Here is a 16,889-nt window from a genome sequence, read left to right on the forward strand (position 1 = left end):
CGCCCCAACCCGCCGAAAAGACTCAACAAATCACGCCGCGTCCTCGATCTTCGCTTCGCGCGCCGTCGGCACGTAGTTGAGCACCGGTCCCAGCCAGCGCTCCACCTGATCGATCGGCATGTTCTTGCGGGCGGCATAGTCCTGCACCTGATCCCGCTCAACCTTGGCGACGCCGAAGTAGTAACTATCGGGATGTCCGATATAGACGCCTGAGACCGAGGAGCCCGGCCACATCGCGAAGCTCTCGGTGAGCTTCACCCCCGTGGCCGCTTCCGCGTCGAGCAACCGGAACAGCGTATCCTTCTCGGTATGGTCGGGCTGAGCAGGATAGCCCGGTGCCGGGCGGATGCCGGCATATTCCTCGTTCAGGAACTGCTCGGCAGTCAGGTTCTCATCCTTGGCATAGCCCCAGAATTCGCGCCGTACCCGCTCATGCATGCGCTCGGCGAATGCCTCGGCGAAGCGGTCTGCCAAAGCCTTGACCAGGATCGAGGAATAATCGTCGTTGGCTCGCTCGAAGCGCTCGGCGATGGCAATCTCCTCGATGCCTGCGGTGACGACGAAACCGCCGACATAGTCTTTGGCGCCGCTATCGACAGGCGCCACGAAATCCGACAACGCGACGTTCGGCCGGCCGTCGCGCTTGGAAAGCTGCTGGCGAAGCGTGTAGAAGGTCGCGAGCTCACTTTCGCGCGTCTCATCGGCAAACAGCCGGATGTCGTCGCCGACGCTACCGGCCGGCCAGAAGCCGATGACAGCCCGCGGACGAAACCATGTCTCGTCGATGATCTGCTTGAGCATCGCCTGCGCATCGGCAAAAAGCTGCCGAGCCGCCTCGCCCTGCTTTTCATCCTGGAGGATCGCCGGATAGCGCCCCTTCAGCTCCCAGGTCTGGAAGAATGGAGTCCAGTCGATGTATTTGGCAAGTTCGGCCAGATCATAATTCTCGAACACCTTCGTGCCCAGAAACGACGGGGTCACCGACTTATAGGCTGCCCAGTCGAGCTTCTCCGCATTTTCACGAGCGCGAGGAAGCGGCAGGCGAACCTTCTCCAGTTCGTTGCGAGCATGCGCCGCCGCGACCTTGGCGTATTCGGCCCGCACCGTGTCGACGTATCCCTTCTTGGAATCCGGCGACAGAAGGGCGGACACGACACCGACAGCACGCGATGCGTCGGTTACATAGACGGTCTGGCCCTTTTCATAGCGCGGATGGATCTTGACGGCGGTATGGACGCGGCTGGTCGTGGCGCCGCCGATCAGCAGCGGAATATCAAATCCCTGCCGCTCCATTTCCGCAGCCACATGCACCATCTCGTCGAGCGAAGGCGTGATCAGGCCGGAGAGGCCGATGATATCGACATTCTCCCGGATCGCCGTTTCGAGGATCTTGGTTGCCGGCACCATGACGCCGAGGTCGATGATCTCGTAATTGTTGCAGGCCAGCACGACGCCAACGATGTTCTTGCCGATGTCGTGAACGTCGCCCTTGACGGTCGCCATCAGCACCTTGCCAGCCGCCTGCCGCTCGCCGCTTCCGCCATTGGCAAGCTTTTCGGCTTCCATGTAGGGTAGCAGCACGGCCACCGCCTGCTTCATGACACGGGCCGACTTCACCACCTGCGGCAGGAACATCTTGCCGGTGCCGAACAGATCGCCGACGACGTTCATCCCGGCCATCAATGGGCCTTCGATGACATGCAGCGGCCGCGCGACGCCCTGACGGGCCTCTTCCGTATCCGCTTCGATATATTCGGTAATGCCGTTGACGAGCGCATGCTCGAGTCGCTTTTCGACCGGCAATTCGCGCCAGGCGAGGTCCTGCACCTTGGCTTCGCGAACCCCAGTGCCACGGTAGCGCTCCGCGATTTCGAGCAGCCGCTCGGTGCCGTCGGCTCTCCGGTTCAGCACGACATCCTCGCAGGCTTCGCGCAGCTCAGGGTCGATATTGTCATAGACGACAAGCTGGCCGGCATTGACGATGCCCATGTCCATGCCCGCCTGGATGGCGTGGTAGAGAAACACCGAATGCATCGCTTCACGCACCGTCTCGTTGCCGCGGAACGAAAAGGAGAGGTTCGACACGCCGCCGGAAATATGAACGAGCGGCATCTGCTGCCGGATCGTCCGCGTCGCCTCGATGAAGTCGACGCCGTAATTATTGTGTTCGTCGATGCCAGTGGCGATGGCAAAGACATTCGGATCGAAGATGATGTCCTCGGGCGAAATGCCCGCTTGCTTGGTCAATATCTTGTAGGCGCGGGCGCAGATGTCGACCTTGCGCTGGTAGGTATCCGCCTGCCCCGTCTCGTCGAATGCCATGACGACGACGGCCGCACCGTAGTTGTGCACCAGCCGCGCCTGAGCGAGGAACTTCTCCTCGCCTTCCTTCAACGAGATCGAATTGACGATCGATTTGCCCTGAACGCATTTGAGGCCGGCTTCGATGATCGAGAACTTCGACGAATCGATCATCACAGGCACGCGGGCGATGTCAGGCTCCGCAGCGATCAGGTTGAGGAACTCGACCATCGCCTTCTCGGAATCGATTAGCCCCTCATCCATGTTGATGTCGATAATCTGGGCGCCGTTCTCGACCTGATCGCGGGCAACGACGAGCGCCGCATTGTAATCGGCATTGGTGATCAGCTTGCGGAATTTGGCCGAGCCGGTGACATTCGTGCGCTCGCCGACGTTGACGAAAGGAATGTCCCTGGTCAGTTCGAACGGCTCGAGCCCCGACAGCGACATGAAGGGCCGGTGCTCGGGGATTTCACGCGGCTTGTATTTCGACACCGCGGCGGCGATCGCTGCGATATGTTCAGGCGTCGAGCCGCAGCAACCGCCGACGATGTTGACCAGACCCTCGCTGGCAAACTCCTCGACCTGCGCCGCCATCATCTCGGGCGTCTCGTCATATTGGCCGAACTCGTTCGGCAGGCCGGCGTTCGGATAGGCGCAGATGAACGTATCGGAGACGCCGGACAATTCCTGCAGATGTGGCCGCATGGCGTTGGCGCCGAGTGCACAATTGAGACCGATCGTGAAGGGATTGGAGTGGCGCACCGCGTTCCAGAAGGCCGTCGGCGTCTGGCCAGAGAGAGTACGGCCGGAAAGATCGGTAATGGTCCCTGAGATCATTACCGGCAGGCGAACGCCCTTCTCGATGAAACGCTCTTCGCAGGCAAAGATTGCCGCCTTGGCATTCAGCGTATCGAAGATCGTCTCAATGAGAATGATATCGGCGCCGCCGTCGATCAGCCCGTCGATCTGCTCGCCATAGGCGATACGCAGATCGTCGAAGGATACGGCACGATAGCCGGGATTGTTGACGTCGGGAGAAATCGAGGCGGTACGGTTTGTCGGGCCGATGGCGCCGGCGACGAAACGACGCTTGCCGTCCTCCCGCTCTGCACGGATGGCGGCACGACGCGCAATACGTGCACCATCGCGGTTCAAATCATAGACCGCGCCTTCCATCTCGTAGTCGGCCTGGGCGATACGCGTCGAGGAAAAGGTGTTCGTTTCCAGAATATCGGCGCCGGCCTTGGCATAGCGATAATGGATTTCCTCGATCGCATCCGGCTGGCTCAGGATCAAAAGGTCGTTGTTGCCCTGCTGGTGACAGGCGCAGCCGATGAAACGCTCGCCGCGGAAGTGATCCTCGTTGAAACCGAGGCCCTGGATCTGGGTGCCCATGGCGCCATCAAGCACGAGGATGCGCTCGCGAGCCGCCTGTTTCAACGCCGCGAACACGTCGCTGCCATCGCGTTTCGCCGATGCGGGACCGAAAAGATCATCAAACACGAGCGTATTCCTTTGGCCTGATTGCGACTCTCACTCCAGATCACATAAAGATATCTTTATGTCAATATATGATTGCCCTGCGATTTCGCTGGCTGTGTTTTTCAAGTGCTGCCGATGACACCGGACTCTTAGGAAGCTATACGGGCTTCAACGAAAGCTGCGACGTCGGAGGAACGGGCATGAACCTGGAAGCAGAACCATCAACTTTGGGAAACTGGAGCAAGCGAACCTATCACCGGCGCTGGCTGCTGGACCAGGCGAACGGTCTCTTCGATTTCTTCCAGTACCGCGCCGTAAATCCGAAGGGCGGGTTCTACGACATGGACGATGTGGGCAACCCGCTCGATCCCGTCAACCCGGTGCGCGGCATTCATTCGACCGCCCGCATGGTCCATTGCTTCTCGATCGGCACCCTTCTCGGCCGGCCGGGCTCCGAGGCGATCGTCGATCACGGCATGAACTACCTCTGGAACCAGCATCGCGACAAGAAATACGGCGGCTACGTTTGGTCGGTCGACAATGACGGCCCCGTCGATGCAAGCAAGCAGGGATACGGCCACGCCTTCGTGCTGCTGGCCGCCTCCTCTGCCAAGACGATCGGCCATCCACTTGCCGACGGCATGCTCGCCGACGTCACCGACGTGATCGACAACAGGTTCTGGGAAGCAACCCATGGCGCCATTGCCGAGGAGTTCAATCAGGATTGGTCACCGATCGGTGACTATCGTGGCCAGAATTCGAACATGCACCTGACCGAGGCGCTGATGGCCGCTTTCGAGGCGACCGGCGACGGGGCCTATCTCGACAAGGCGGAAAGCATCGCCGATCTCGTGATCCGACGCCAGGCGGGCGATGTCGGCTATCGCGTGCCCGAGCATTTCAACGATAAATGGGAACTCGACAAGAACTATCGCGGCAACGAGATGTTTCGCCCATCCGGCACGACCCCCGGCCATTGGCTCGAATGGGCGCGGCTTGTCCTGCAGCTCTGGACGCTCGGCGGCAAGCGCCACGACTGGATGCCCGAAGCCGCCAAAGGCCTGTTCTCGCAGTCGATGTCACTGGGCTGGGACGACGAAAAGGGCGGCTTCTTCTATACGCTCGATTGGCAGGACGTTCCGGCCAAGCGCAACAAGCTCTGGTGGCCGGCCTGCGAGGCCGCTGGTGCCGCGCATTATCTCAACGAACACGCACCGAGCGATTTCCACGAGGACAGCTATCGCAAGATCTGGGGCATTATCGGCCAAGCGTTCGTCGATCACCAGAACGGCGGCTGGCATGAAGAGCTGAGCGAGGACCTCGTCCCCGCCCATACGCTCTTCCCCGGCAAGGGCGATATCTACCACGCACTGCAGGCCTGCCTCATCCCGCTCTTCCCGGCCAGCGGCAGTTTGACGAAGGTCATCACCGAGGCCGGCGGCAACATCTAGGCTGCGGCATAGGCGGGCGACGGACTGTCGCCCGTCAGCGGTCGGAAAGGCCCAGGTTGTGGAGCTCGTGACCGAGCATCAGTGCCAGCGCCTCCACCACCAGATTGTGGTCGTCGCGCTGCGGCAGGCCGGAAACGGTCACCGCGCCGATGCAGCCCGTACCCTTGACATAAATGGGGAAACTGCCGCCGTGCGACGCGTAGTCGGCGACACTTAGCCCGTTGGATTCTACTGTCTTTTCCTGTTTTTCCAGCGCAAGGCCACTTGCGTAGCTGCTGCGGAAATAGCGAAGCACCATGTTGCGCTTGCGCCGAATCCAATCGGCATTGTCAGGTGTCGAGCCCGGCAACGCGACATAAAACACCGGCATTGAGTGGAACGTGACATCGATGGCGACGCCCAGATTGCGCTCGCTCGCAAGATCATGAAGCAGCTTGCCGAGCACCCACGCCGTGGAAAGATCGAAGGCGTCGAAGCGCAGGGTCTCCTCCTGCAGCGCGATGCGGCTCAGATCGTGTTCTATGGTCATGGTCGAATCCTCTCCCGAAAAACTTAAAGGCTTGCCTATCAAGCGCGCCGTGCAGCTTTTGTCCACCATTTCGCTCGTACCCGATCGAAGGAGCGGCAGCCGACCGCCAATCTCCTGGAATCCCGTTCGATGTCTGGGCGATTGTGACGCAGATGCTACCGGAAGCCGAGAGGCCTCTTGCCCGTCGCCGTCGATCTCTGCATTGATGGTGGATCGACGATGCCGATCGGGAGAAATACAGTCTATGAGAGTAAAGATCGTCCTTCTTGCCATCCTGGCTGCCATCTCACGCGTGGCATCGGCCCGCGCAGGCGACCCCGGACAGGAGGTGCTGCGGGACGGCTTCGACGGGAAGGACTTTTCGCCCGCCGGCCGTCTCTACTATCGCGAAAATTTCGAACAGAGCGCCGGCAGCTACGAGTTCCAGTCGGACGTGACCCGCAATGGCGGCGGGGCGCTGAAGCTCAGCGTCAAACCGCTATGCCCGGCCGCAAAGGAGAACTGCAGCGAGCGAGCCGAGGTCTGGGAGCGCACGAAACATCGTGTCCCTTACACGCAGGGCGTCTGGTACGGCTTTGCAGTCAAATTCGACGACCCCATTCCCTCGGGTGACCACCGCTATCTCATCGCCCAGTGGAAGCGTGAGATCGGGCCGGATGCGAAAGGAGATTTCAGCCCGTTCCTGGCAATCAGGCTGAACAACGGCAAGCTGTTTGCCACCGTCGAGACCAACTATATCGCGCCTCCCACCGGCTCGGCAAACGGCGACCCGAAATCCTGCAGCGATGGAGAAGCGCCGGTCTGGTACCGACCGGATAGTAACCAGATGCGTGCGCTGGTGGCCACCGATCCCACCTGGACAAAGGATGATGGCGGCGAATTCAAGAGCTGCACCAACGCCCTCACCGTCACGGACCGCGGCAACAGGCTTCCGACGCCGGGTTCCGGCTGGATCGATTTTGCGATCTATACCAAGCCAGGGCCCGATGGCAGCGGCCGCATCGAAATCTTCGCCAACGACAAATGGATTGTCACCGTCAAGGGACATATCGGCCACGCCGATGCCGGCCTTGGCAAGAACCAGTATTTCAAGTTCGGCCCCTATCGCGACGCCGACACGACCAATTGGACCCTTTATTACGACGACTTCCGCCGCTCGCCGAATTGCGCCGACGTGCTCGGATCAGCCAGCCTTTGCCCGGCGGAATGAGCGGGGCCAGTGCTTACAATTCGTGATCAGAATTCACTGAACCTTTTTAGCCCCCCGGGGTTATAAGCAGTTAGCTAAGGAGGTGACCAAAATGCTTACCACTAGCCGGGACTGCAAGCGCGACAGCGCCAGGAATGCGATCCCCTCCCTGGGCGAGATCGAAGGACGGATGGCCGTCCTCGAAGTCGTGGCGCAGGCAGCGTTGACCCATGCTCTCACAGAGGGTGACGACAACGTCGACAGATCGTTGATTGCGGAAATTCGAGAAGCCATGCACGACAAATGCGGCGAACTGAAGCTCGACAGAACTGACGCAAGATCGGCTGTAATCTACGCGGAAGAACTAATCTGCGCGGCAATACAGGCGTCCCACATCGTTCGCCAATGATCGGGTCGCGTGCCAAACTCATACTCGTAGCAATGATCGCCATGGCAGTTGCTCTTGGCGTGCTTCTTTTTGTCGACCACTATGGCCGCAGGGGCACGCCAGCCATAAACTCAGCCCTGCACCCTCCTGCCCAGACGCCGGCGCAATAAGCCGGATCAGGCGCGCTCAAGACGCTGTCTCGATATGGGACGACGCCTGTGCCATATTCGGGCGGCGTTAACGCCAGCGCGCGAACTATCTTGCAAACCTCTAAAATAAAATCAGTCTTGCGTCGTTCGCCTGCTCCGGGCGAATCGACGCTCCACTCAAACCAGAGGTATCGCTCATGTCCATGATGCTCAATTCGTCTATCCATTCCGACGATGTCGACGTTCTCGCCGGCGCCCTCTATGCGTGGTGTGCCGAGCGGAGCATCAGGCTTCACAGCCAGGAAGGCCTGTCTATCGCAAGCAAGGCGATCGACCTCTACAATGCCGGTCACCAAACGCAGGACCAGCTTCTCGGCGCCCTGCATGGAAACGAACTTCACTAAAAAGTGCGCGCATCGAGGGCGCTATTCGCGTTCTCCAACGGAACGTTCGCAGCGACGGACTGTTTCATCCCTTGAATGAACCTGTCTCGGCATCGCCAGCGTTGACAAGGCGGCTGGGTGGCCGTAGTTCCAAGGAGCGTGAAAATGAATTCCCGTCTGACGACGAGCGTAATGGCCTTCTTCATGATCGTCGGTCTGATCTGTTCCATCGGCTATTCGCTCAGCGAGAAGCCCCGCAAGGAAAAGGTCCAGACAGACCAGACGCAGAACGAAAGCAGCCAATAGGTTCGGCACAAGGAATTCGGCTATGGCAAAATTAGCAAAAGCTAATCTTGTCGAAACGAAAGTGGAACATTTGCAATCCAATCGGTGTTTGGAGAGCATCGCACTCAAGGTTGATCACCCAATTGGGTAACAACCTTATCATTAGTAAATTGACCGTTAGAGATCGGACATATATTCTGTCCTGGATTTTGGATGGATGCGTTTATGCATAGTTCTGTTGATAGAGATTCGCTTAAACGCAAAGCCGCTTTTTTGAACGCGATGGCGAACCCGCATCGCCTCAAGGTGCTTGACCTGCTCGCAAGCCAGGAGCTCCCCGTCAATGCGCTGACGGAGCTCGTTGGCCTCAGCCAATCCGCGCTTTCGCAGCATCTTGCCAAATTGCGTGCACTGAAACTGGTGAAGACCCGCCGAGATGCTCAAACGATTTACTATTCTCTGAGTTTCGAGGGCGTCTCCGTGATTCTGGACACCCTGACCCAGATATTCGACGGCTCACGCTCTACCCAGCTTCCGGAAACAATAACGTCTTCAAGCCGTTAGCTCTCCGATGCCCCCGGACGATTACTTGAGATGCCGCGGCCGGCCAATGAGAAGCGCCGTCAGCAAACCGAACGGCACCTTGTGCAGAACCTTCCCCAAAGCGTAGCTCGCAACGGACGCCGCGCCGAGTTTCAGCCAGGGATAGTCACCGAGCTGCGCATGGGCGCTCGCGTTCAACGATGCTCCCTCGGCCGACACGACGCCTTTCGCCCGCGCACGGATTGCGGCCAATCGCTCCCTCAGCAGAAATATCTCGTCCTGGAGGCGCTCGACCTCCAACTGTGCCCTGGCCCTGGCTTCGTCCAGCGGTGTGGACGACTGGACGCCCTGGGCGGCGAAACGAAAATCCTCGCCTGCGACATAGTCTGAACCTTCCGTCTCCGGGGAAACTGGCCTCGGAGGGACAGAGTCCCCCGACTTGAATGCATCCGACATCAGTATTTCTCCTAGCTGCAGGCAGGAACGCCTCTCCCCTTTGGAAGTTCCCGAAGCGAGCATCGATGTCGAGGAGCGATCACTCCGCCGGCGCGGATTGAAGCGACCCGCCGTCAGCCCTCGCCTTATCCCTAAAACGTTTGGGAGCCATTCCGATCGCTCGTTTGAATGCGTTGCTGAAGGCACTTTCCGAGGTATAGCCGAGGGACAGCCCCAGCGTGGAAACGGGCGCATTGCCCTCTCGGAGGGCACGCTGGGCAAGCCGCATGCGCCAGTTCGTGAGGTAGGTGAGCGGCGGAACACCTGCGACCTCCCTGAAACGCGACGAGAACGTGCTTCGCGACATGGCGACGGAGTGGGCGAGCTCCTCCAGATGCCAGTCCCTGCTCGGATCGCCGTGCATCAGGCGAAGCGCCGGCGCGATGCGGGGGTCCCCGAGCGCGCGCAGCCATCCGGCCGCGAACGACCCGGAGGCAGCAAGATGCGCCCGCAGGATCTGCACGAACATCAACTGCGCAAGCTGGGCCGACGCAAGGCTGGCGCCCGGAAGGTCCGCCACCCGCTCGCGGACAAGCTGGTCTAGAAGCCACTGCAGGACGGTCGCCTGCGGCGAAGAGGCCCGAACATGGATCAGCGGCGGCAGGATATCCGCAAGCAGCCCGCCGCTTGCGGGATCCAGCCGCACATGGCCGCCGATCTGGATGCAATCCTCGCCGTCGCCGATCTCGGCGAACTTGCTGGCACCGCCGCCAAACAAGCTCGTTGCGTCGATCGGCACCGCCGCGAGATCACTCGACAGAACAAAGGAGCGTTGCGCTGAAAGGAGGAATACGTCGCCTTCCTCGATCCGCACCGGCGCCTCCTCGCCGTCCATGGACAGCCAGCAACGGCCTTTCACCAGACCAAAGAACTTAATCTTGTCGGGCGCCGGAAAGCGAACCGCCCACGAACCGCCGGCGGCAAATCCGCCTGACACAACGGATTGCGCATTGGTGAATTTGAGGATGTCTGAGAAAGGATCGTCGACCATTTTCGTACTATGGCGCAAAAAATGCGGACTTTCAAACATTCATAGTCCGAAGAGTGCAGCATATGGTGATGTGCAACAGAGGACAGCATTCTGAGCGAACGCGATCCCCTACCCACCCCACAAATATGGCATGCAATAAGGAGCTACGTTATGTCCACTCTGCAACAGCCGCTCGGTTCCGGCTTCAACGCGGCGTCCACGGCCGAAGATGTCATCGATGGCATCGACCTGACCGGCAAGTTCGCGATCGTCACCGGAGGCTATTCGGGCCTCGGTCGAGAGACCGCGCGGGTTTTGCGATCTGCTGGAGCCACCGTCATTGTGCCGGCGCGTGACCGTGAAAGGGCCGCCCGCGCACTTCAGGGGATCGATGTCGAGGTCGAGACCATGGACCTCCTCGACCCTGCCTCGATCGATGCCTTCGCGGAGAGGTTTCTGGCCACTGGCCGGCCGCTGCATATGCTCGTCAACAGCGCGGGCATTATGGCCTGCCCCCTTGCTCGCGACGCCAGGGGCTATGAATCCCAATTTGCAACGAACCATCTGGGCCATTTCCAGCTCGTCTCCCGCCTCTGGCCGGCTCTCCTCAAGGCAAACGGCGCGCGTGTCGTCTCCGTCTCGTCCTGGGGACATCATTACTCCCCGGTCATATTCGACGACCCCAATTTCGAACGGCGCGACTACGATCGTTGGGCGGGCTACGGCCAATCGAAGACAGCGAACATCCTGTTCGCGCTCGCACTGGACCATCGCGGCAAATCGGAAGGCGTCCGCGCCTTTTCCGTCCATCCCGGCAGCATTGTTGGAACCGGTCTTGAAAAGCACCTCTCGACTGAAGAGCTGCGCAAAGCCGGAGTCATCGACGAGAACGGCAAGCCGATCCTCGATCCCTCGCGAAACCTGAAGACGATCCCCCAGGGAGCCGCCACCAGTGTCTGGTGCGCCACCAGCCCACAGTTGGATGGCATAGGCGGCGTCTATTGCGAAAATGTCGACATCGCCTCGTTGGAACCCCTCGACCAGAAGACGGGCTGGAAGATCGGCGACGCTACGAGGCGAAGCGGCGTGATGTCCTACGCCGTCGACCCCGATGCCGCCGAGCGCCTCTGGAGGCTGAGCGAAACCCTGTTGCTCCCGGGCGACAAGAGCGCGGTAGGCTAAGAGGTCATTGAAAACCTGCGACACAAAGGCGTCCTAATCCTCGCCTAATTTTGCGCTGCTATTTTGGCTGCGAAGGAGATGTGTCATGGTCAGGTTTATCAGTCGAAACATAGCCCTTGTATTGGCAGCCGTTTTGGCAGCGGTTGCCATATTCTCGTATGACATGCTGCATTTGCTTGCGCGGGACTACCCGAGGACCGTGCACAGCATATACTTTGCAATCGCCGCAATCATCCTTTCCGGTCTATTCTACGCGGGTATCAACTACATCAAAATGATGCCGGAAGAGGATGACTAGGCGCGGGCCTCATCAATCAGAGCCCGACGCACCGTCCCGATCTTTGCGATAAAGACCGGGACAACAAATGGCAGCAACGGTTCGGCCTCCGGCTGGCGGCGTTGAAGAACACACTCCCCAACGACCCATCTTCGGAACAGATAACCTTCGCTCAGCTTCGAGCGCGGCGGAAGACGACTGAGTAGCGGAATCGCCACGTCGCTTCATTGTGGTCCACAGGTTCGTGGCTCCATCGCACCCAGGGCCACCCTCCCTTCGAGGGATCGGCAGTCCAGATATCCTCTTGCCGGTCGAGGACGGGGTCGAAGTTCGATGCCTTCAAGATTCGCGTCTTGAGATCGATGTCGATGCCTTCGACGACCAAAATGCCGCCGGGCTTCACGAGCTTCATGATGTTGCGCAGACAAGCTTCGGCAAGGGGGTCTTCCATTGGTCCAATGAAATTATTGGCCAAAACGATATCCTGCTGACCGACGATGTCGACCAGCGAGCGAGCGGTGGCATCGGCCGTGAGCCAGGTTACATTTTCGCGAAGCCGCTGATGCACGCTCAGCGTCCCGTCCGGCAGGATTTCAAGAATGCCGCCAAGCGCGTCGATGTCCTGACTGGAAACCTCCGCGCGGCCGGCAAGATAGAGCCCACCCTCAGCCGAGGGAGCGTTGGGGCGATAGATGCCGCGACGCGCAACCTCGACGACTGCTGTCGAAATATCAGCACCTTGTGCCAATATCTTCAAGTCGGGCCGCGCCTGGCGCAGAACATACAATGCCGAATACAGCTCCGCACCTGTGCTGCATCCGATCGAAGCGAGACGAAGTGTCGATCCCTGATCGTAGTTGGTCAAAAGGCCTGCAAGAACCTCCAGCAGCGGCGGATTTCTCATGAAATGCGTATAGTGGCTTTGAAGACGGACGACATTGCGAGTGAACCTTCGATAGATAAACCTCCCGGTATGGCGCATCGGCACGGTCTGCATGACGGGATTTGGCATCGTATCCCACACTGCTCGGCATAGTTTTCGTGGTGTCTGGCGAATGACGTTGGTGACATTGCTTGGCATGGCGAATCTCCTGGGTTTGAAGCACGGAGCAAATCGAGTGAAGGCTTGATCCCCGCTTTCGCAACTGCAATCGGACAAGGTCCGGGAAGATCGCTGCGCGAGGGGAGACCCATTGAAATTGGTCGAGGACTGCCGCAAACCATCCCGGTTGCGGTTGCCTCAAGGCGGGCCTTGGCGACGAGCGAAGACAATGTCGTGTTGGGGGTATTTTGGTGCTAACAGCCGGCGTCTATATCGACCAGACTGTCCCGGCTGACCGTTCGCGACCAACTCTCCACGCGACCAATTGCTTGTCGTGCGAGACCGCAGCTCAAGCTATCGGAGGACGATGAAGAATTCGGGAAACGATGAAAACATGTTCCACGCACTCGGCGTTCGCCTCGATGTTCTTTTGGCGATGGAGCGGAACGGCGGCGACCGAGGTCAGAATTGCAAGAATTGGGCAGGCCGCGCTGCAGCACCTTCGGCCACCGAACTTGCCACGGTGCCTGTCAGGGTCAGACGTCCCTACCTTGTTGACGCAGTCAACCTTGGCGACATGATAGGCGAAAACAGTCTTGTGGATCAGCAATTCGCTATGGTTATCTGTGGCAAATGCCTGGTGATGGGCACCCAAGTTGAAAGCGACCAGCGATAGGACCATCGCAAGTTTTATCAGGTCAAATACGAATGAAACGGTTCGCTTTCCCATGTCTCATTTTTAGATTACCGCTAGATCGAGAGCAACGCATCACTCGGACATCTGCCTTAGGCCGAATTGGGTAACCGACCTACCCCTTGCTTTCGCTGCCACAGAATATCAGTCGGAAACTGCTCGAATTCCTTCAGGTTCACTCACCTTACGGGAGGGCTCGAGATTCCATTTCGGCCGATGTCGCTCGTCTCCGACATCGCCAACAGGCTGGAAACGGCCTCGCCCGTCAGGGGTTTGGACAGCAAAAATCCCTGCATCTCGTCGCAGCCCAGCTTTCGGAGCAGAAGGTTTTGCTCAGCCGTTTCGATGCCTTCAGCCGTTGTTTTCAAGCCCTTTGCCCGTGCCAGTCCGATGATTGCTTCAACGATAGCTTCGCTGCCACCGGGCTTTCCGAAGCCGCTTATGAAACAACGGTCGATTTTGATCCGATCGACATCAAGACTCTGCAGTCGCCCAAACGAAGAAAACCCGGTTCCGAAATCGTCTAGCGCGAACCTGATGCCCATCTCACGCATCGCGCCGATGTTCTTCTCGCACTGTCCGGTGTCATCAGTTAATGCGCTCTCCGTAATCTCAATCTCGAGCCTGCTTGGATCGAATTCAAGCCGATGCAACAACGCAGCGATCTGCAAGGGGTAGGCCGGACTGCGGAGTTCGATAGCCGAAGCGTTTACCGACAGCGACACCTCGTGCCATTGCTTCGCGGTTCGGCAGGCCTCTTCGACGATGGTCTTTCCGAGACGCTCGATCAGGCCGATTTCTTCCGCGACAGTGATGAAGACATCCGGCGGAATCATTCCTCTCGTCGGATGACGCCAACGGGCAAGTGCCTCGACGCTGGTTATTCGCTGTTCCAAGGCTGAGTAGACCGGTTGATAATGAACTTCGATCTGAGTGCGTGATTCAACGGCGACGCGAAGGTCGCGCTCCAGATCCGCGCGCGCCTGAATGACGGCATCCATATGCGTGCCGAAAATCGCGAACTGGTTTCTTCCGGCCGACTTGGCGTGGTAAAGGGCGATATCGGCCCTTCGCGTGAGGTCGGCGCCATCGGGTCGATCCTTGTCAGTCATGGCAACACCGATGCTTAGGCCAATTAGAACCGGCTGCCCGGCTATGTCGAAGGGCTCTCGAACGGCCGCTATCAACTTGCCGCATATTTCCTTGATGTCCGGCGCGGATACGCCTTCCAGCAGCACGGTGAACTCGTCACCCCCCAATCGCGCAACCATCGCGTCGCCAACGATTTCCTGAAGCCGCGAGGCCACCTGCATGATGACCTTGTCTCCTACCGCATGGCCGAGCGTGTCGTTGACATACTTGAAGCGGTCGAGGTCGAGGAAAAGCACCGAAACGCGATTTGACGCCGCAGCGCCAAGAGCCGATTTTAGCCGTTGATTGAATGTCGCACGGTTCGGAAGTCCGGTCAGCGTGTCATGGTGCGCAAGGTGGCTAAGCTTGGCTTGGCTTTCAGCCAGCTTCATCGAACGGCGCCAAATAATCGCGCTCAACGCGCTCACGCCTCCAAGAAGGACGAAGGCAGACAAGGCAAGCACGGGCTCGAGCGTTGCCCGGACGCCGGCGCCTGGTTCGAACGGCGTCCAGGTCAGATAGCCGATTGGACCCGATGTTCCGACAAGAGCCGAACTGGAAAGCTCATCGGCATCCTTTGCGCTCCAGGCAAAACGCATGTTTTGGAAGAGATACTCACGTTCCAGCATTGTCAGGAAATTCCCATCGAGGTAGCGCACCGCAATATGGAGCACCTCAGTGCCTGGGACCTGTTCGACCTTGCCGCTGTCGGACACGATCGGCTTGACGCTGAGGATCGCCGGATGGCCGTGGACGGTCGTCAGGTCGCTTTCGCCAATGCTGAGAACCTGGTCCGTTATCCCGGTTTTATCGCCGCGCGCCAGCCGTTCCTGAAGTTTCGCGATGAGCGGAGCCGCTTGCGGTTGAACGTCCTTGTAGGCCGCGCCCTCGTCGGGCTCGTCGATCAAGAACGAAAAGATGGGCTCACCATCGGACCTGACGACAAATGCGCCGTCGTGTCGAAAGTAGGTATGCGTCCAGCTTCCGAGATTGGCGTCGATCCACTCCTTGTCGATGGTTCCCGTCACCGCCTTGACGGCATCGTCCCAGACAGTGGCACTCTCCTGATCATGCGCGACGTTTGCCCTCAACTTCGAAACGACGAGTTCGACCAATTGCTTCTGTCGAGCAATCGCAGCGATGTCGGTCTGCTTCGTGGACCATCGCATCGTGCCAAAAATAGCTGCAACGATGAGAACCGTGACAGCAAACGGCATGACGAGCTTCAGAACGAGCGATACTGGTTTACCTGAGTGACCCATGGGACCTTCCGACCGTGTCTTCGCCTCCTTCGTACCAATTACAGGTTAAGGCGTTGCGAACATGCACGCAACGCCACCCCAACTTTTCCCAGCCCGACATTTCCATTGTGGAATCGAATGCCAAGTGCTCGTCTTGCGGCCTAGCGCGTGCCGTAAACCACCTTGGCGGTCGAAAGCATGCGCACCTGACCGTCGCGCGCAGACTGCTTCGCCAACCCGAGAACCTCATCGCGGATAAGTGCCTGGGTCGCCGCGTCTGCTTTCGATAGTCCGGCCACGACAGGCGCTGCGACATCCGTCATGAAATCCCAATAGCGCTCGGGGCTCTCGTGGATCATCGTCGACGAGATTTCTTCCTCGCCAATATCGCGCAGCCCGGCCTTCGCGAATGCCGCCGAAATGAAGCCATCCGGCGCGCAACGGAACAACCCGGGCGAACCGCTCGGCGGTGGTGGTATCTCCACGTGGCGGGCGATCGGACCCATGATGGTCGTCGCCCACGGGTTCTTATCCGGAGCGCTCCAGACGGCTGCACAAATGCGCGCACCGGGCTTCGCCACCCGCGAGAATTCCTTGAGAGCCATGGCAATGTCCGGAAAGAACATGAAGCCAAATCGGCAGAGGACCGCATTGAAGCTGGCGTCGGTGAGCGGCAGATCGCCAGCGTCACAAACTCTGGTCTTGAAATTTCGAAGGCCCCGGCGACGCGCATTTTCTGCCGCCACCATCAGCATCCGCTCCGAGAGGTCGGTAATCGTCACCTCGCCATTCGGTATCAAAGCCGCAGCCGTCAGACCCGGCTCGCCAGTTCCCGCAGCCACATCGAGCACGTTGAAGCCGTCCTTGATCTCGGCATGGCGGATCATCGCCTCGCCGAAGGGCGCCAACCATCCCAGAACCAGATTATCCCACCTCTTCCAGCCTGACGAAAATTTGTCCCATGTTTCACGCTGTTGATCTCGAATGCGGTCGCGGTCCAATGACATCGACATCTCTCCTCCGTGATGCGCAGATGCAGGTGGGATCGGCGGAGTATGAGCCTGTTATGTTGGAAATCAACAATCCTGATGGAAACATGGCGCACCGCTGGATGTTGCCTTCAGTACTCGAAGCGATCGGCTTCAGGGCATTGG

The 16,889-nt window shown here is 59.1% G+C and carries 16 protein-coding genes; 9 read left to right on the top strand and 7 right to left on the bottom strand.

Features of this window, described 5'->3' with window-relative positions:
- Positions 1 to 30: 30 nt before the first annotated feature.
- Complete coding sequence (gene metH, locus CPY51_RS12510) at positions 31 to 3,807, bottom strand: methionine synthase (protein WP_111160548.1); 3,777 nt, start codon at positions 3,805 to 3,807, stop codon at positions 31 to 33.
- A gap of 179 nt (positions 3,808 to 3,986) precedes the next feature.
- Here metH and CPY51_RS12515 point away from each other — a divergent pair, with 179 nt between their 5' ends.
- Positions 3,987 to 5,237 carry an AGE family epimerase/isomerase gene (locus CPY51_RS12515; RefSeq protein ID WP_111160549.1) on the top strand — a complete coding sequence of 417 codons (1,251 nt, stop codon included), beginning with the start codon at positions 3,987 to 3,989 and terminating at the stop codon, positions 5,235 to 5,237.
- A 34-nt stretch (positions 5,238 to 5,271) separates the two neighbouring features.
- Here CPY51_RS12515 and CPY51_RS12520 read toward each other — a convergent pair whose 3' ends face one another.
- Positions 5,272 to 5,766 (bottom strand): heme-degrading domain-containing protein, encoded by a 495-nt coding sequence (locus CPY51_RS12520; protein WP_111160550.1) that lies wholly within the window; start codon positions 5,764 to 5,766, stop codon positions 5,272 to 5,274.
- A 244-nt stretch (positions 5,767 to 6,010) separates the two neighbouring features.
- Between CPY51_RS12520 and CPY51_RS12525 the strand changes: the two genes are divergently transcribed.
- From CPY51_RS12525 to CPY51_RS12545, 5 genes are all read left to right on the top strand, one after another.
- The gene (locus tag CPY51_RS12525; protein WP_111160551.1) at positions 6,011 to 6,976 is read left to right on the top strand and encodes a polysaccharide lyase family 20 protein; all 966 of its coding nucleotides are present in this window, start codon (positions 6,011 to 6,013) and stop codon (positions 6,974 to 6,976) included.
- Positions 6,977 to 7,067: 91 nt separating this feature from the next.
- Complete coding sequence (locus CPY51_RS12530; RefSeq protein WP_111160552.1) at positions 7,068 to 7,364, top strand: hypothetical protein; 297 nt, start codon at positions 7,068 to 7,070, stop codon at positions 7,362 to 7,364.
- A 325-nt stretch (positions 7,365 to 7,689) separates the two neighbouring features.
- On the top strand, positions 7,690 to 7,896 hold the full coding sequence (locus CPY51_RS12535; protein WP_111160553.1) for a hypothetical protein: 207 nt from the start codon (positions 7,690 to 7,692) through the stop codon (positions 7,894 to 7,896).
- 144 nt (positions 7,897 to 8,040) lie between these two features.
- Positions 8,041 to 8,181, top strand: a complete 141-nt coding sequence (locus CPY51_RS32530; RefSeq protein ID WP_154677732.1) for a hypothetical protein — start codon at positions 8,041 to 8,043, stop codon at positions 8,179 to 8,181.
- 192 nt (positions 8,182 to 8,373) lie between these two features.
- Positions 8,374 to 8,724 (top strand): ArsR/SmtB family transcription factor, encoded by a 351-nt coding sequence (locus tag CPY51_RS12545; protein WP_244598636.1) that lies wholly within the window; start codon positions 8,374 to 8,376, stop codon positions 8,722 to 8,724.
- Positions 8,725 to 8,745: 21 nt separating this feature from the next.
- On the opposite strand, the gene CPY51_RS12550 is transcribed toward CPY51_RS12545, so the two are convergent.
- Complete coding sequence (locus tag CPY51_RS12550; protein ID WP_111160555.1) at positions 8,746 to 9,159, bottom strand: hypothetical protein; 414 nt, start codon at positions 9,157 to 9,159, stop codon at positions 8,746 to 8,748.
- A 79-nt stretch (positions 9,160 to 9,238) separates the two neighbouring features.
- Complete coding sequence (locus CPY51_RS12555) at positions 9,239 to 10,189, bottom strand: AraC family transcriptional regulator (RefSeq protein ID WP_111160556.1); 951 nt, start codon at positions 10,187 to 10,189, stop codon at positions 9,239 to 9,241.
- A gap of 150 nt (positions 10,190 to 10,339) precedes the next feature.
- Here CPY51_RS12555 and CPY51_RS12560 point away from each other — a divergent pair, with 150 nt between their 5' ends.
- Positions 10,340 to 11,350, top strand: a complete 1,011-nt coding sequence (locus tag CPY51_RS12560; RefSeq protein ID WP_111160557.1) for an oxidoreductase — start codon at positions 10,340 to 10,342, stop codon at positions 11,348 to 11,350.
- An 85-nt stretch (positions 11,351 to 11,435) separates the two neighbouring features.
- Positions 11,436 to 11,648 carry a hypothetical protein gene (locus CPY51_RS12565; protein WP_111160558.1) on the top strand — a complete coding sequence of 71 codons (213 nt, stop codon included), beginning with the start codon at positions 11,436 to 11,438 and terminating at the stop codon, positions 11,646 to 11,648.
- Positions 11,649 to 11,799: 151 nt separating this feature from the next.
- Here CPY51_RS12565 and CPY51_RS12570 read toward each other — a convergent pair whose 3' ends face one another.
- Positions 11,800 to 12,708, bottom strand: coding sequence for a CheR family methyltransferase (locus CPY51_RS12570; protein WP_111160559.1), 909 nt, complete (start codon positions 12,706 to 12,708; stop codon positions 11,800 to 11,802).
- A 328-nt stretch (positions 12,709 to 13,036) separates the two neighbouring features.
- Here CPY51_RS12570 and CPY51_RS12575 point away from each other — a divergent pair, with 328 nt between their 5' ends.
- Positions 13,037 to 13,345 (top strand): hypothetical protein, encoded by a 309-nt coding sequence (locus tag CPY51_RS12575; protein WP_111160560.1) that lies wholly within the window; start codon positions 13,037 to 13,039, stop codon positions 13,343 to 13,345.
- Between the two features lie 197 nt (positions 13,346 to 13,542).
- Here the strand turns inward: CPY51_RS12575 and CPY51_RS12580 are convergent, their stop codons facing one another.
- Both CPY51_RS12580 and CPY51_RS12585 read right to left on the bottom strand, forming a co-directional pair.
- A complete protein-coding gene (locus CPY51_RS12580) occupies positions 13,543 to 15,756 on the bottom strand; it encodes a bifunctional diguanylate cyclase/phosphodiesterase (RefSeq protein ID WP_111160561.1) in 2,214 nt (737 codons plus the stop codon).
- Between the two features lie 140 nt (positions 15,757 to 15,896).
- Entirely contained in the window at positions 15,897 to 16,742 is an 846-nt protein-coding gene (locus tag CPY51_RS12585) for a class I SAM-dependent methyltransferase (RefSeq protein ID WP_111160970.1), read from the bottom strand.
- Positions 16,743 to 16,889 lie beyond the last annotated feature (147 nt).

Origin of the sequence: Arminella tubonensis (genome assembly GCF_003240585.1) — a bacterium.
GTDB lineage: Bacteria > Pseudomonadota > Alphaproteobacteria > Rhizobiales > Rhizobiaceae > Rhizobium > Rhizobium tubonense.

Bases quoted from the DNA above. Each gene is read 5' to 3' on its own strand.
- CPY51_RS12565 (WP_111160558.1), top strand. From the start codon at position 11,436: ATGGTCAGGTTTATCAGTCGAAACATAGCCCTTGTATTGGCAGCCGTT.
- CPY51_RS12535 (WP_111160553.1), top strand. From the start codon at position 7,690: ATGTCCATGATGCTCAATTCGTCTATCCATTCCGACGATGTCGACGTT.
- CPY51_RS12585 (WP_111160970.1), bottom strand. From the start codon at position 16,742: ATGTCATTGGACCGCGACCGCATTCGAGATCAACAGCGTGAAACATGG.
- CPY51_RS12520 (WP_111160550.1), bottom strand. From the start codon at position 5,766: ATGACCATAGAACACGATCTGAGCCGCATCGCGCTGCAGGAGGAGACC.
- CPY51_RS12515 (WP_111160549.1), top strand. From the start codon at position 3,987: ATGAACCTGGAAGCAGAACCATCAACTTTGGGAAACTGGAGCAAGCGA.
- CPY51_RS12570 (WP_111160559.1), bottom strand. From the start codon at position 12,708: ATGCCAAGCAATGTCACCAACGTCATTCGCCAGACACCACGAAAACTA.
- CPY51_RS12580 (WP_111160561.1), bottom strand. From the start codon at position 15,756: ATGGGTCACTCAGGTAAACCAGTATCGCTCGTTCTGAAGCTCGTCATG.
- CPY51_RS12555 (WP_111160556.1), bottom strand. From the start codon at position 10,189: ATGGTCGACGATCCTTTCTCAGACATCCTCAAATTCACCAATGCGCAA.
- CPY51_RS12550 (WP_111160555.1), bottom strand. From the start codon at position 9,159: ATGTCGGATGCATTCAAGTCGGGGGACTCTGTCCCTCCGAGGCCAGTT.
- CPY51_RS12575 (WP_111160560.1), top strand. From the start codon at position 13,037: ATGAAGAATTCGGGAAACGATGAAAACATGTTCCACGCACTCGGCGTT.
- CPY51_RS12545 (WP_244598636.1), top strand. From the start codon at position 8,374: ATGGATGCGTTTATGCATAGTTCTGTTGATAGAGATTCGCTTAAACGC.
- CPY51_RS12525 (WP_111160551.1), top strand. From the start codon at position 6,011: ATGAGAGTAAAGATCGTCCTTCTTGCCATCCTGGCTGCCATCTCACGC.
- CPY51_RS12530 (WP_111160552.1), top strand. From the start codon at position 7,068: ATGCTTACCACTAGCCGGGACTGCAAGCGCGACAGCGCCAGGAATGCG.
- CPY51_RS32530 (WP_154677732.1), top strand. From the start codon at position 8,041: ATGAATTCCCGTCTGACGACGAGCGTAATGGCCTTCTTCATGATCGTC.
- CPY51_RS12560 (WP_111160557.1), top strand. From the start codon at position 10,340: ATGTCCACTCTGCAACAGCCGCTCGGTTCCGGCTTCAACGCGGCGTCC.